Annotated in this window: 15 protein-coding genes and 1 pseudogene; 10 read left to right on the forward strand and 6 right to left on the reverse strand. The window is 65.6% G+C overall.

Translation table 11 applies throughout. The annotated features are described in order from the left end of the window. Positions 1-60: 60 nt before the first annotated feature. Genes A0O31_RS11930 through A0O31_RS11940 form a run of 3 tightly spaced genes read left to right on the forward strand, consistent with a single transcriptional unit; the run spans position 61 to position 1,613 of the window. Positions 61-279, forward strand: a complete 219-nt coding sequence (locus A0O31_RS11930; RefSeq protein WP_071678157.1) for a hypothetical protein — start codon at positions 61-63, stop codon at positions 277-279. A gap of 34 nt (positions 280-313) precedes the next feature. Continuing rightward, positions 314-1,327, forward strand: a complete 1,014-nt coding sequence (locus A0O31_RS11935) for a hypothetical protein (protein WP_071678158.1) — start codon at positions 314-316, stop codon at positions 1,325-1,327. A gap of 7 nt (positions 1,328-1,334) precedes the next feature. Further along, the gene (locus A0O31_RS11940; RefSeq protein WP_071678159.1) at positions 1,335-1,613 is read left to right on the forward strand and encodes a hypothetical protein; all 279 of its coding nucleotides are present in this window, start codon (positions 1,335-1,337) and stop codon (positions 1,611-1,613) included. Here A0O31_RS11940 and A0O31_RS13320 read toward each other — a convergent pair. Further along, positions 1,610-1,792, reverse strand: a complete 183-nt coding sequence (locus tag A0O31_RS13320; protein ID WP_071678160.1) for a PIN domain-containing protein — start codon at positions 1,790-1,792, stop codon at positions 1,610-1,612. The genes A0O31_RS11940 and A0O31_RS13320 overlap by 4 nt on opposite strands. Before the next feature lie 606 nt (positions 1,793-2,398). Between A0O31_RS13320 and ago the strand changes: the two genes are divergently transcribed. Beyond that, on the forward strand, positions 2,399-4,468 hold the full coding sequence (ago, locus tag A0O31_RS11950; RefSeq protein WP_071678161.1) for a protein argonaute: 2,070 nt from the start codon (positions 2,399-2,401) through the stop codon (positions 4,466-4,468). Between the two features lie 118 nt (positions 4,469-4,586). Here the strand turns inward: ago and A0O31_RS11955 are convergent, their stop codons facing one another. The 4 genes from A0O31_RS11955 to A0O31_RS11970 form a co-directional block, all read right to left on the reverse strand. After that, on the reverse strand, positions 4,587-4,889 hold the full coding sequence (locus tag A0O31_RS11955) for a hypothetical protein (RefSeq protein ID WP_152024485.1): 303 nt from the start codon (positions 4,887-4,889) through the stop codon (positions 4,587-4,589). Between the two features lie 119 nt (positions 4,890-5,008). Further along, positions 5,009-6,280 carry a sensor histidine kinase gene (locus tag A0O31_RS11960; protein ID WP_071678163.1) on the reverse strand — a complete coding sequence of 424 codons (1,272 nt, stop codon included), beginning with the start codon at positions 6,278-6,280 and terminating at the stop codon, positions 5,009-5,011. Beyond that, positions 6,277-6,939 (reverse strand): response regulator transcription factor, encoded by a 663-nt coding sequence (locus A0O31_RS11965; protein ID WP_071678164.1) that lies wholly within the window; start codon positions 6,937-6,939, stop codon positions 6,277-6,279. The genes A0O31_RS11960 and A0O31_RS11965 overlap by 4 nt, the downstream gene beginning before the upstream one ends. After that, the gene (locus A0O31_RS11970; RefSeq protein ID WP_071678165.1) at positions 6,939-7,385 is read right to left on the reverse strand and encodes a c-type cytochrome; all 447 of its coding nucleotides are present in this window, start codon (positions 7,383-7,385) and stop codon (positions 6,939-6,941) included. The genes A0O31_RS11965 and A0O31_RS11970 overlap by 1 nt, the downstream gene beginning before the upstream one ends. Before the next feature lie 88 nt (positions 7,386-7,473). On the opposite strand from A0O31_RS11970, the gene A0O31_RS11975 reads away from it, so the two are divergent. From A0O31_RS11975 to A0O31_RS11995, 5 genes are all read left to right on the forward strand, one after another. Further along, the gene (locus A0O31_RS11975) at positions 7,474-8,703 is read left to right on the forward strand and encodes an Nramp family divalent metal transporter (protein WP_071678166.1); all 1,230 of its coding nucleotides are present in this window, start codon (positions 7,474-7,476) and stop codon (positions 8,701-8,703) included. A gap of 109 nt (positions 8,704-8,812) precedes the next feature. Next, on the forward strand, positions 8,813-9,280 hold the full coding sequence (locus A0O31_RS11980) for an NHL repeat-containing protein (protein WP_152024486.1): 468 nt from the start codon (positions 8,813-8,815) through the stop codon (positions 9,278-9,280). Between the two features lie 98 nt (positions 9,281-9,378). Beyond that, positions 9,379-9,657 carry an NHL repeat-containing protein gene (locus A0O31_RS11985; RefSeq protein ID WP_152024487.1) on the forward strand — a complete coding sequence of 93 codons (279 nt, stop codon included), beginning with the start codon at positions 9,379-9,381 and terminating at the stop codon, positions 9,655-9,657. 10 nt (positions 9,658-9,667) lie between these two features. Next, on the forward strand, positions 9,668-10,786 hold the full coding sequence (locus A0O31_RS11990; protein WP_071678169.1) for a polysaccharide deacetylase family protein: 1,119 nt from the start codon (positions 9,668-9,670) through the stop codon (positions 10,784-10,786). After that, complete coding sequence (locus A0O31_RS11995) at positions 10,783-11,775, forward strand: DUF5009 domain-containing protein (protein WP_071678170.1); 993 nt, start codon at positions 10,783-10,785, stop codon at positions 11,773-11,775. The genes A0O31_RS11990 and A0O31_RS11995 overlap by 4 nt, the downstream gene beginning before the upstream one ends. A 106-nt stretch (positions 11,776-11,881) precedes the next feature. On the opposite strand, the pseudogene A0O31_RS13580 reads toward A0O31_RS11995, so the two are convergent. Then, positions 11,882-12,755, reverse strand: a pseudogene (locus A0O31_RS13580) (transposase family protein). A 101-nt stretch (positions 12,756-12,856) separates the two neighbouring features. Here A0O31_RS13580 and A0O31_RS12005 point away from each other — a divergent pair. Then, a complete protein-coding gene (locus A0O31_RS12005) occupies positions 12,857-13,351 on the forward strand; it encodes a VIT1/CCC1 transporter family protein (protein ID WP_071678171.1) in 495 nt (164 codons plus the stop codon). The last annotated feature ends 30 nt before the right edge of the window (positions 13,352-13,381 follow it).

Consider the following 13,381-nt stretch of genomic DNA (forward strand, 5'->3'; position numbering starts at 1 on the left):
GACGATATGGCACCCGACAGGAAGGGCAAGGGAAGCGATGGGGCAAGGTGGCAAGGCGGCGTGAGGAAGGTGCGCCTCTCCGATCTCCAGGGCAACCTGCTCTACGAGGGGGACGTGGAGGGGCTTCCCCCGGGAGAGGCCCGGGAGTACTGGGAGGCCGTGAAGGCGCACTACGGGGACGGGTACGCTTGGGAATACCTCAAGGCCAAGGCTCCCCCCCTCGCCCTGGTCTACCGGGGCTACGCCTTGGAGGTGGTGGAGGAGGGCGATGACGCTTAACCTAATCCCCCGTCCCTAGGAAAGGAGGCAGGGTATGAATGCGGTGGACTGGTTCTTGCAGGAACTCAAGAAGCGTGAGTGGGGCGAGAAAGCCCTTTCCCTGGCGGAGAACCTGGATCGGCGTGGGCTGGAACTCTGGGCCTCGGCAGAGCTCCGGATGAGGGAACGGGGTGGCCTCGAGGGGTGGGAGGCGCCCACGTGGCGCGAGGAGCCCGAAAAGGTGGCCGCTTGGGCTAAGGGCGGTTGGCTCCAGCGGTGGGTGGCGGCACTCCACCCCCAGGCCCCTCAAAGGGCGCTAAAGGACTTGGCCGCCGATTCCGTTCCCTTCATCGCCCGCTTGGCCCAGGCCCGGCTTTCCCCCTTCCCTCCCCCGCCACCCATCCCGGTGCGCATCGTGCTGGCGGAGCGGGATGCGGGCGAGATCATGATCCTGAGCCCCGAGTGCGAAAACTGGTGGTTGAGGGATCTGCGGGAGCTCCAAGAAGCGGTGCGGTTAGGGCGTATGCCTCTGCAACGGGCCCTGGACTTCGTGCGCCACCTGCCAAGGAGCTGGGTGGCCTCGCAGCTGGACAACCTCTTGGATTGCGCCGAAGGCCCCCAGGAGGAGGTCGGGGCTCGAGGCCAAGACCCGGCCCTCCTCATCGCTTACGCGCACGAGCTCCCCACGGATGGCATCTACGATACCAACGCCTCGCAGGCAGAGGACCTCCTAATTGAGCTCCTTTGGGAGCTTGACCTCGACCTCAAAGAGCCCGTCCACCAGGCCTTCTCGGAGGAGGAGCTCCTGGAGTGGTTGTCCATGGGGTACGTGGGGGGGATAGACGACCTTTTGCTCAAGGCCGTGGGCTTTTACCCCGAGTATGCCCATCTGGCTACCTTCCCGGGGGGCTCGCTCCTCATGGTGTACTTTGACGGGATGACGGGCGGTGAAGCGCCTTTTATCATGGGCACCCCCTTCCCCGAGGAACTCAAGGGGTGGCAGGGGCTTGGCAGGATCCTGGAAGCGGTACGCCCAGGGCACTACCTGCTGACCTGGGACTGGAGGTAAGCAAGCCATGTCCGAGAAGCGCACCCTTACCCCGGAAGAGTGGGCAGAGATGCTGGCTTGGCTTCGGCCCCGGCTATCGGTGGGCGTGCGGGACAACCCCATGCTGTTGAGCCTCAAACCCCGTGAGGCGGCGGAGATCGTCCTGAAGCGCCTGAACGCCCAGCACCTCACCGAGTTTCAGGAGGAGTGGGTGATAAGGGAGCTGGTGAACCTGTCCCGCACGCCCCTCTCCTTCATGTTGAACCTGGAGGCGTTGGTCCGGTATCGGCTGGGCCTGCGGGATTAGCGGGCCTGGGGGATGGCGCACCAGGTGGGGCTCACCTCCAGGCGCACGCCGAGGGTGAGCCCCACCCACCAGGGCTCAGGGGCGAGGGCACAAAGCCCCAATCGTTCCCCCAAAGCCAGACACGCCCGGTCCCCAAAGGAAAGCCCTGCGGAGCGGGTCAAGGGCCGCAGGCAGGCCACCTCCAGATTAGGTGGTTTTCAACCCGTCTTCCCCCCACCGCTTTCGCCCTCGCCCCCTTGGCCCACCGCCACTCCCCCCTTGCCCTCCACCGCGCTATACCGGGGCCACGTGTGGAAAGCGCGCGGGCGGGACCAACGGGGAGGAAATCCCCACGGGGATATCCTCCGGCTTTCCCTCGAGGCCATCCACCCGAGCCCTATCCGGGCGCACCCCGCCGAGGACGAGGCGGTACCGGGCAGTCCAAGCCCTGGGGGTGTGCGCTACCAAGGCTCGGATCTAGCCGGTTCCATAAAGGGGACCCTATTTCTTTCCGCAGGGGAAACGTTGACAACCCCTGGGACCGAAGTCCCCGGCGTCTTCTCTGCGGATTCCAAAGCCCCAAGGGTAGGGTTGCCGCACCTATACCACAGGGAAACCGCCAAAGGTCGCAGGGGAGGCCTCGAGGCCCGCCCTACCGCCCCCAGGAGGCAGGGCTTTGGGAGTGGGCTTGGCTCCCCACCTGCCCAATCCCATGCCATTTGCATCTTTCCCAAGCCCTAGCCTTGTCCACTAGAACGCCTTAGCCCCCTTGCTTGGATTCCATTGCTCGTTTAAACTGCTACCGAATGATGGGGGATTCCAGAAGCCTCGAGGTTCGTCTCAACCGCTTCCTCCTGCGGCCTCTCCGTCCAGAGGAGCGAGAGCCCTGGCTCTTGGTTAGCGAGCTCAACCCACCCCCTAGCAGGGAGGACGTGCATGCCCTCCTCGCCCTCCTGGCCAACCGGGCGGGAGGGCGAACGGCGCGCATGGGGGACTCGCTCCTCACCTGGTCGCCGCCGGAGTCCCTCCTGCTAGAGGGAACCCTTAGCTGGCGGGGCAACACCTACACCTACCGCCTCCGCCCCCTGGCGCGAAGGGTCTTGAACCCCCGCAACCCCTCCGAGCGGGATGCCCTTTCCGCTCTGGCCCGCAGGCTGCTTCGGGAGGTGCTAGAACAGTTCCGCCGGGAGGGCTTCTGGGTTGAGGGGTGGGCGTTCTATCGGAAAGAACACGCCCGGGGCCCCGGGTGGCGGGTACTAAAAGGAGCGGCTCTAGACCTTTGGGTCTCCGCCGAAGGAGCGATGGTCCTGGAGGTTGACCCCACCTACCGTATCCTCTGCGATATGACCCTCGAGGCCTGGCTCGCCCAAGGCCACCCCCCACCCAAGCGGGTTAAGAACGCCTACAATGACCGCACCTGGGAGCTCCTCGGGCTAGGGGAGGAAGACCCCCAAGGCATCCTGCTTCCAGGGGGCCTGAACCTTGTGGAGTACCACGCTTCCAAAGGACGGATTCGGGATGGCGGGTGGGGCCGGGTGGCGTGGGTGGCAAACCCCAAGGACGCCAAGGAGAAAATTCCCCACCTGACGAGCCTGCTCATCCCGGTGCTTACCCTCGAGGACCTCCACGAAGAAGGGGGATCTAACCTAGCCTTGTCCATCCCTTGGAACCAACGCCAGGAAGAAACGCTCAAGGTTGCCCTCTCGGTGGCGCGAAGGCTCGGGGTGGAACACCCCAAGCCCGTGGAGGCAAAGGCGTGGCGTATGCGCATGCCCGAGCTTCGGGCCCGAAGGAGGGTCGGCAAGCCGGCGGATGCGCTACGCGTGGGGCTTTACCGGGCTCAGGAAACCACCCTGGCCCTCCTCCGCCTGGATGGGGGGAGAGGATGGCCCGATTTCCTCCTTAAGGCCTTGGAAAACGCTTTTAGGGCAAGCCAGGCCCGGCTCCATGTCCGGGAAATCCATGCGGACCCTTCCCAGCCCCTCGCCTTTCGCGAAGCCCTGGAAGAGGCGAAAGAGGCGGGCGTTCAAGCCGTACTGGTTCTCACCCCACCCCTTTCTTGGGAAGAGCGCCACCGCCTTAAGGCCCTCTTCCTAAAGGAGGGGCTCCCGAGCCAGCTCCTCAACGTCCCCATTCAAAGAGAAGAGCGCCATCGCTTAGAAAACGCCCTTCTTGGGCTTCTCGCCAAGGCGGGGTTACAGGTGGTAGCGCTGGAAGGGGCCTACCCCGCGGACCTAACCGTGGGGTTTGATGCGGGAGGCAGGAAGTCCTTCCGCTTTGGGGGCGCCGCCTGTGCCGTGGGGAGCGATGGCGGGCATCTCCTCTGGAGCCTTCCTGAGGCGCAGGCGGGTGAACGCATCCCTGGAGAAGTGGTCTGGGACCTCCTGGAGGAGGCCCTTCTGGTCTTTAAGCGCAAGCGTGGAAGGCTTCCTTCCCGGGTTCTCCTCCTTCGCGACGGTCGCCTGCCAAAAGACGAGTTCACCCTGGCTCTGGCGAAGCTTCGCCAGTTAGGGATCGGCTTTGACCTGGTATCCGTGCGGAAATCTGGGGGTGGCAGGATTTACCCCACCCGTGGCCGCCTCTTGGATGGCCTCCTCGTGCCAGTAGAGGAGAGGACGTTTTTGCTCCTCACCGTACACCGGGAGTTCCGGGGCACGCCGAGGCCTCTCAAGCTGGTGCACGAGGAAGGGGAGACGCCCCTAGAGGCCTTGGCGGAACAGATCTACCACCTGACCCGACTTTACCCGGCAAGCGGTTTCGCCTTCCCTCGGCTCCCCGCACCCCTGCACCTGGCGGACCGCTTGGTTAAAGAAGTGGGCCGGCTCGGCGTGCGCCACCTAAAGGAGGTGGACCGGGAAAAGCTCTTCTTCGTGTAGGCCACACCCTGGCGGGCATACGGGGAGTGGGATCCTCCCCAACGAACAGGGAACCCCCACCGCTGGTCCCGGTGGGGGGGTTGTGCTCTACGGCGGGCTTAGGAAAACCGGATGACCTCTAGGGCTTCTTAGGGAGAGCGGCCTTAGAGGAAGTAAGGGCTTTCACCATTCCCAAGTTCCCATCCTTTCCAATGGCCACGTGCCTATTCTTGAGCAGGACACTAAGGGCGTAAACGTTCTTGCCCACCCGCACCCTTACCGAGGCAAGGCTGGTGGCCTTTCCCACCACGGGGTAGCGGTAAGTCTCCCCCGAAGGCAAGGAAAACACTACGTAAGCCGCCTTGCCCACCTCCTCCGCGCTCGGGAGCGTGCCCTTACCCGTCTGCCACAGCGCCATCCCCTTGGCGTCCTCCAGGACCAAGACCGTACCCGGAGGCAAGCTCCTGGGCGGGAAGACGCTCGCCACCTTAAGCCCGTTATGCCCACCCACCGAGGCCGCCATGGCCATGGCCGAAGCGAGAAGCAACCCCATTACCCTTTTCATCCTTTCACCTCCGGAGCATCCGCTCCAGGGACCATTAAAGGGGAGGACCCTGAAACAGCCCTGAAGCGCAGGCGCACGGCAAACCCCTGCTCGCGGCGCAAAAGAACCTCTGCGCCAAGCGCCTCCGCCACCTGGCGCACCACCCGTATCCCTAAACCCTCCGCCCTCCCAGGGGCAGGCCCCTGTCCCTCGTCCCCCACCTCCACGAAGGGCCTGCCCCCTTCTACCCCCACCCGCAGACGCACCGCCCCTTGGCCGTGGACCAGGGCGTTGTGCACCAGGTTGTTGAGGGCGCGCTCTAGGAGGCGCGGATCGGCTTGAACAGCGACGGGCTCCGTTTCCAGGAGAATTTCCCGGCCCCGGGCCACCGCTAGAGGTTGGAAGCGGTCAAACACCTCCCCGGCCAGGACCACCAGGTCCACCTCCTCCCACCTTAGGTCCTGCGCTTGGGCGCGCGAGAGGGCGAGGAGGTTCTCCGCCAGGGCCTCGAGGCGCTCCGCTTGGAGCTTAAGCCGCTTAAGGGTTTCCCGGTCCACCTCCCGCGCCCGCAATAGGGTCTCTAGCCCCACGCGGAAGGCAGCGATGGGCGTCTTCAGCTCGTGGCTTGCCAAAGCGAGAAAACGCGCCTCCCGCTCCCGTTCCGCCTTGAGGGCGGCGAGGAGGCGGGCAAAGCTTCGGGCGAGCCGGGCCACCTCGTCGTTCCCTGGGGGAGGGTCCACCACGGTAAACCGCTCGGCCCCCTGGGCCAGGCGGCGCAAGGGCCAAAGGGCTTGGCCCACAGAGAGGTAGGCGAGGATGCCCGTAAGGACGCCCAAGCCTAGCCAGATGGGGAGGCTTAGGCGAAGGAAAAGGGCGGATAGCCGGTCCACCACTCCCAGGGGTTGGGCCACCACCACCCGGTATCCTCCCTTCGCCAAGGCGTACACCCGCCATCCGGTCACAGTGGCCGGGCGGTCCCCCCCATAGGCGCGCAATAGGTCGGGGGCCGAGCCCAGCCCACCCTCCCAGCGGAGTTCCTCCCGCTCGTAAAGCCAAGCAACCCCGGGGAAATCCCCTCCTAGGGTCTCAGCCTCCATCTCCGGGGGAACCCGGCGGTCCGGTTCCGCCAAGGCAGCCTCCAGGAGAAGGCTTGCCTGGAGGCGTAGGGTCTGGTCCACCTCCCCCAGGGCCAGGCGGGAGAGGAGAAGTGCGGAGAGGAGAAGGCCCAACCCCAAACCCACCAGGGCCACGAGGGAAGCGGCAAGGGCGAGGCGAAGCCTGAGGCTCATCCTGGGGCGCGGTAGCCAAGGCCCCGCACGGTTTCCACGATCCCCTCTCCCAGCTTCTTGCGCAGGTTTTTCACGTAGACCTCCACCAGGTTGGAGTTGCTCTCGTACCCCGGACCCCAGATGCGCTCCAGGATCTCCTCCTTGGAGAAGATGCGGCCGGGGTTAAGGAAGAGGAGCTCGAGCACCTGGTACTCCTTGGCGGTGAGGCCCACGGGGGTACCGCCTTTCAGAACCCGCCTCGCCTCCACCTCCAAGACCACGTCGCCAACCTCCACCCTCCGCGGCCGGAGCTCCCCCCGGCGGAGAAGGGCACGGACCCGGGCCACAAGCTCGGGGAGGGCAAAAGGCTTGGTGAGGTAGTCCTCCCCCACCTCTAGGCCCGCGAGGCGGTCCTCGAGGGCGTCCTTGGCGGTGAGGAAGAGGATGGGGAGGGCGAAGCCGGACTCCCTCAAGGCGCGGGCCAGAGCGAAACCCGCCTCCTCGCCCTCAGGTAGGCGCACGTCCAAGACCAAGAGGTCAAAGGGCTCTTCCCAGACGAAAACCCAGGCTTCCTCCTGGTCCTTGGCCCAGCGCACGGGAAACCCCTGGGCCTCCAAGGCCCGGACCACGAGTTGGCCTAGGGTAAGGTCATCCTCCACGAGGAGAAGCCTGGGTCCCATCAGAGCTTCAGGGCCTGGCGGAGGGCGTAGACCTTAGCCGGGGTGAGGTTCTTGGCCCGCTCCGCCTTGACCTCCGCCGGGGTGTAGGGCTTAAAGCCCGCAGGGGGCTTGTTGCCGAAGCTACTAGCCACGTAATTCAGGATGGCGGCGACCTGGTCGTCCTTGAGCTGGGGCCCCCAGGCGGGCATGGCCCCGTTGTAGGCCTGCCCCTTGACCCGGATCTGGCCCTGGAGGCCAAAGAGGACCAGGTCCACCAGGTAGGTACGGCCATCCTTCTTGGCCAGGATCTCCTGTACGTGCCCCGCCAGCGGGGGGAAGGCGCCGGGCACCCCTTGGCCGTTCGCCTGGTGGCAGGTGGCGCAGTACTGGCCGTATAGGGCCTGGCCGCTTTGGGCGGCGGCGAGCCCAAGGGAAAGGCCCAGGGCGAGCATAAGAACCTTGCGCATGTTTCACCTCCTCCCCACCAGGCTACACCCAGACCTGAAGCCTGGCTGAACTGTAGCCCTCCAGGGGAAGGCGTGTTAGCCTAAGGGTGTGGCGCTTTTAGGCACACCTAAAAACCGCCCCTGGTGGTGGTATTTGGGCCCGGGGTTCCTGGTATCCGTGGGCTACATGGACCCGGGAAACTGGGCGACGAGCCTCGAGGCGGGTAGCCGCTACGGTTACCGCCTCCTCTTCGTGGTGACCCTGGCGAGCGCCGTGGCCTTCCTATTCCAGAGCTTGGCCGCCCGCTTAGGGGTGGCCACGGGAAAGGACCTGGCGGAGCACCTGAGGGAGCGGTACCCCGGAGGGTTCGGGCGCATCCTCTTTCTCACCGCCTTTGTGGCCATGGTGGCCACGGACCTAGCGGAGTTCATGGGCATGGCGGTGGCCCTGAACCTCCTCCTAGGGCTTCCCTTGGTCCTGGCCGCTTGGATCACGGTGCTGGACGTCTTCCTTATCCTTTACCTGGAGCGGTATGGCTTTCGGGCGGTGGAGCTTGCGGTGTCTGCCCTGGTGGGGGTTATCGGCCTGGCGTACATGGTGGAGCTCGGCCTCGCCCGGCCGGATCTGAGGGAACTCGTGCACAACCTTTTCTTGCCCAACCCTACCCTCCTGGAACCCGGGGCCCTCTACGTGGCCTTGGGCATCCTGGGGGCCACGGTCATGCCCCACAACCTCTTCCTGCACTCGGCCCAGGTGAAAACACGGATTGGGGAGCATGACCACAAGGTGTACCGGTATCTCCTGCTGGACACCGGCCTGGCCCTGGGAGGCGCCTGGCTGGTGAACGCGGCCATCCTGGTGCTTTCCGCGGCGGTGTTCCACGGGCGGGGCCTCGTCATCACCGATCTAGCCCAGGCCTACCACACCCTCACCCCCCTCCTGGGTTCCCTGGCGGCCACAGCCTTTGGGGTGGGGCTTTTGGCGAGCGGGCTTTCCAGCACCACCACCGGCACCCTGGCCGCCCAGGTGGTGGTGGAGGGCTTTTTACATAGCCGGAGTAACCCCGCCCGGCTCCGCCTCCTCGTGAGGCTCCTAGCGGTGCTCCCCGCCTCCCTCGCCCTCACCCTCCACGCTTCCCCCATGGGCCTCATCGTCCTCTCCCAGGTGATCCTCTCCCTGCAACTTCCCTTCACCCTTTTCCCCCTCCTCACCCTGGTGGGAAACCCCCGGCTGATGGGCCCCCTAAAGGTACCCGGGTGGGTCGGCCTCCTGGCCTGGGGGAGCGCCCTCTTGATCCTGGCCATGAACCTTTTCCTCCTGGCTCAGGCCCTAGCCTAGGCGCTTTCAGACGCCCTTCAGGTAGGGGTTAAAGCGTTTACGCATGCAACGATGGCTTCCCCTCGTGCTGGCGCTCTCCTTAGGACTGGCGGCACCCTTGGGGAAGGGTTTGGTCATAGCCGACGCAGGCAACCACCGCCTGGTGGAGCTCTCGCCGGAAGGAAAGCTGGTGCGCACCGTGCCCCTCCCGTCGTCATTTCGCTACACGGACGATGTCTTCTTGGCCCCTGGTGGGAAGGTGGCTTACATCACCGACCCCGAGGTGCACGCCGTGGCTGCCGTGCGCTACCCCGGGGGCGAGCTCCTTTGGGCCTACGGCAAGCCAGGGCGTCCAGGGCCGGGGCCTGGCCAGTTGGACAACCCCGATGACCTGGTCCTCCTGCCCTCGGGCCTCTTGGCGGCGGCCGACATCCGCAACTGCCGTGCCCTCCTCCTTACCGCTCAGGGAAAACTTTTCCGCACCTTTGGCCGAACCCGTGTCTCCCGCAACGGGGACGGGTACTTCATCAAACCCAACGGCGCTTTCCCCTTGGCAAGGACCGGCTCGTGGTCACGGAAATCCTGGGGCACGACGTGACCATCGTGGACCTTTACGGCCACCGCCTTCGCACCCTGCCCCTCCCTCTCCACTACCCCTCGGACGCCAACCTTACCCCCTAGGGTACCCTCTTCGTGGTGGACTGGTGGTCTCCTGGGGCGGTCCTGGAAGTGGACCTTAAGGGACGGGTCCTCTGGCGGTATGCGCCCACCGGTAAGGCCGAACGCTTGGACCACCCCTCCGTGGCGATTGGGCTTGCTAGCGGCCTCGTGGTCCTCACCGACGACCGGCGCCACCGGGTCCTGGTAGTGGACCCCAAGACCAACCGGGTGGTCTTCCAGTACGGCAAAACGGACACTCCTGGCTCTGGGCCCGGGGAGCGGCGCTTCCCCGACGGCCTAGACCTCGCGCATTAAGATTGGGCCTATGTGGCCCCTTGTTCTCCTCCTAGCCCCACTCCCGTGGGGGGAAAAGGACACCCCAGCCAAGCCCCTCCCTCACCAAGACCTGCGTGCCCTCCACCTAACCCTACCCGGGGTGGTGCGGGCCGTGTACCTGGATAACGGCTACGTGGAGGCCGCCCACGTGGTGCTGGAGGCCGAAACGAGAAGCCCCGAACGCCTCCTACGCCTGGCCCAACGGGGAGCGGAGGAGGCCTGGAGGGCGAGGCCCTCCCTGGACGAGGTGGACCTCTCCGTCTACGGGGCCCCCTACCGGGGACCCGAGGACCTTCCCCTCTTCACCGCCAGCGTACCCAAGCCCCTCGCCCCCGCCTTTTTCGCCCTGAAGGCGCCCGAGGGGTACGAGCGCCTCTGGCTGAACCCAGGAAAGACAACCCGCTATCCCTCCGAGCCCGTCCTGGAGGACCACCCCGCCTTGGACGGTCCCGAGGCCTTCCGCGCCAGGGAAAGGGCCAACCAGATCCTGCAAAGCCGCGTGGGCGTCAAGGGATCCCTCCTGTACCACGGGGACCCAACCCGGCCCTTCACTGCCCTCACCTTTGATGACGCCCCCCATCCCCTCTTCACCCCCCTCCTCCTGGACCTCCTGAAGCGGCTGGGGCTGAAGGCCACCTTCTTCGTCATCGGGCGCAACGCCGAGGCCTACCCCTACTTTGTGCGGGACATGGTAGCGGCAGGCCACGAACTCGGCAACCACACCTATCACCACGTGCGCCTGCCCAAGCTTCCCACGCAGGAGATCCGGCGGGAACTCCTGCTCTGCAACGAGGTCCTAAGGGCCATCACGGGCCAGGTGCCCAAATACTTCCGCCCGCCCGGGGGAAGGTACAGCCCGGCCGTGCTAAAGGTGGCGGAGGAGCTTGGCCTCACCACGGTGTTCTGGACGGATGACCCTGGGGACTATGCGGGTCTTCCCACAAGCATCCTGGAGCGCCGCCTCGAGGCCCACCTTCGACCTGGAGGGATCGTCCTCCTGCATGACAACGTGGTGGGAACCCTGGAGGTCCTGCCCCTCTTCGCCCGCAAGGCGAAGGCCCGGGGGCTCGCCCTGGGCACCGTGGGGGGCCTCCTTGCCAAGCGATGATGCGGGACATCCGCTTGGACGCCTTCCGGGGGCTCACCGTCCTCCTCATGCTCTTCGTGAACAACCTTCCCTCCGGAGCGCCCCCCTGGCTCGGCCACGGTCCCTTCGGCCGGAGCTACTTCGCGGCGGATCTGGTCTTCCCCTGGTACCTCCTCGCCATGGGGGCGGCCATACCCTTCAGCCGGGAGGGGGCCTTACGCCGAGGGGTTTCCCCCCTGGCCTATGAGCTCCGCCTCCTGCGCCGGGTAGCTCTCCTCTTCCTCCTCGGCCTAGGCCTCACGAGCCTTCAGGCCAAGCGGCCCGTTTTCGCCCTGGACGTGCTCCAGCTCCTCGCCCTCGCCTACTGGGTCGGGGCCTGGCTCTACGACCTCCCTCCCTTGCGGCGTACCCTCCTGGCCCTCCTCCTCCTCGGCATGTACGAGGCGGCCCTCCTCTTGGTGCCGGTGCCCGGGGTGGGTAAGGGGGTCTTTCGGGAAGACGCCAACCTCCTCCTCCACCTCAACCGCACGTACCTGGCCCCCTTGGGCCTCCGGGGCCTCCTTTCCGCCGTACCCACGGGGGCCTTCGTCCTTTTGGCCACCGGCCTCGGCGAGGCCTTACGCCAGGGGAAACCCCTCTGGCCCTGGGGCCTTTTGGGCTTGGTGGGGGGAGCCCTGACCGGAGTCCTCCTCCCCCCGGACAAGACGTACTGGACCCCTGCGTATCTCCTCTTGGCCCTGTTCCTGGGGGTAGCGGTGTTCGCGGTTCTAACCCGCCTGCCAAGGCTGCAGGCGGCCCTTCGTCCCTTTGGGACCAATCCCTTGTTGGCCTACGCCGTCCCCGTAGGCCTCAAGCTCACCTTCCTGGGCGGGCCCATGGCCGCCGCCCTCGGGTATTTGGGGTCCCGGTTCGGCGCCTGGGGCGGGTACGGGTTCACCTTGGGGTACGTCCTCCTTTGGGCCGTGGTCCTGTGGCTCTTGGACCGCAAAGGGGTCTATCTCCGCCTTTAGGCCGGGCGGGACGGGAGGTCTACATCCACCACCTTTACCCCTGCCTCCGTCCGCAGAGGGCTAGGAGTGGGGAGCAAATCAATTGCTAATACCTTCGTGTGCTACCTCATAGCTCCCCCCTAGCCATTTTCAAGAGCACCCGGCTACGGATGAGGTTGTGGACCAGCAGGATGAGGTTCACCCGGGCCACTAGACCCCAGTAGGACCGAACCTCTATCCGGTGAAGCCCCAAAGAGCGTACCATCACGCTAAACCGGGTCTCGATCCAGTTGCGTACCCTCCCCATCCACTCTCTCCACCCCGTCTCCACCACCTTTCCTCCCCTAAGCCGGTAGGAAGGTGTCTTGACCCCCTGGACCCAGCGAAAACCCCGGTCACCAAGGACCGCGGGCAAACCCTCCAGAAGCTCCCCTGCCCAGGTCTCCCGGGCATTCCCGGGAAGAAGAGTCCAACGAAAGAAGAGGCCCCGCTCGTTCATCACCGGCACAAGGACGTACCCGCCAAAGGCTCCCAGGGGACCCACCCCCACCGCGGCCTCAGGAAGAGAGAGGCCGTGGATACGGTGGCCGTGGGCCAGGGGGATGGGCTTGAGGTCTACCACCTGGAGCAGGCCTTGTCCCCCGGAGAGCTTTAAGGCGAGGTGGGCCAGCAGCCCATGAGCCTTCTGGATGCTTCCCCGTCTAGGGGAACATCTTGCGGATCCGGTAGAAACGGGAGAGGTGGGGGAGGGAGGGGAAGTAAGCCTTCAGGGTAGTCTTGGCCGCGAGGTAGCCTTTGGCGAGGTCCTGGCCCTGAAGGAGGAGGAAGATGGCGAGGGCCAGGAGTTCGGCCAGGGTGGCCTTTTGGTGCTTTTGCTTTTTGGGGAGCTTGAAACCTTGAGCGACGAGGGCTTTGAGTTCGTCATCCACCCAAATGTAGGTAGCCACGATGAGGGTCTCTGCGTCAAGATGGTAGAGGAGGTGCTCACGGTCTTGTGGCATAGCACCCCCTCTTTTTTCACACCCTGGGGGGACAGATCAAGTAGCACACGAAGGAATAAGACCTACTCGCAGTAAGTGCGAGCCCACGATGACCTAAGGTCATGGACCCCCGCACCCTGCCCAAAGACGAACACCGGCTCGTCCTCCAGGTGGTCCAACCGGGCCTCCTTGGGCTCATGGACGGGTCCGTCTCCACACTCGCTCCCCTCTTCGCCGCCGCGGGGCTCACAGGCAACCCCCATAGCACCTTCCTGGTGGGGATGGCTGCCGCCCTGGGTGCGGCCCTCTCCATGGGCCTCGCCGAAGCCCTTTCGGACGATGGGAAGCTTTCGGGCCGCGGGCACCCCGTGTTCCGGGGAAGCGTCACCGGAGCGGGAACTTTTTTAGGAGGAACCTTCCACACCTTGCCCTTCCTCATACCCCACATGGGGGTGGCCTTGGCCCTGGCCTCCGCCGTGGTGGTTTTGGAGCTCCTGGCCATCGCCTGGATCCGCTACCGCTACATGGGTAGCCCCCTGGGGGCCACGGTGGTCCAGGTGCTGGTGGGTGGAACCCTGGTCTTCCTGGTGGGCCTCACCCTGGGGCGGCTAGGCTGAGGGTAAGCTCGGCGGGGAGGCGCCCCATGG

The organism is Thermus brockianus, from assembly GCF_001880325.1.
In the GTDB taxonomy this organism is placed as follows: Bacteria; Deinococcota; Deinococci; order Deinococcales; family Thermaceae; genus Thermus; species Thermus brockianus.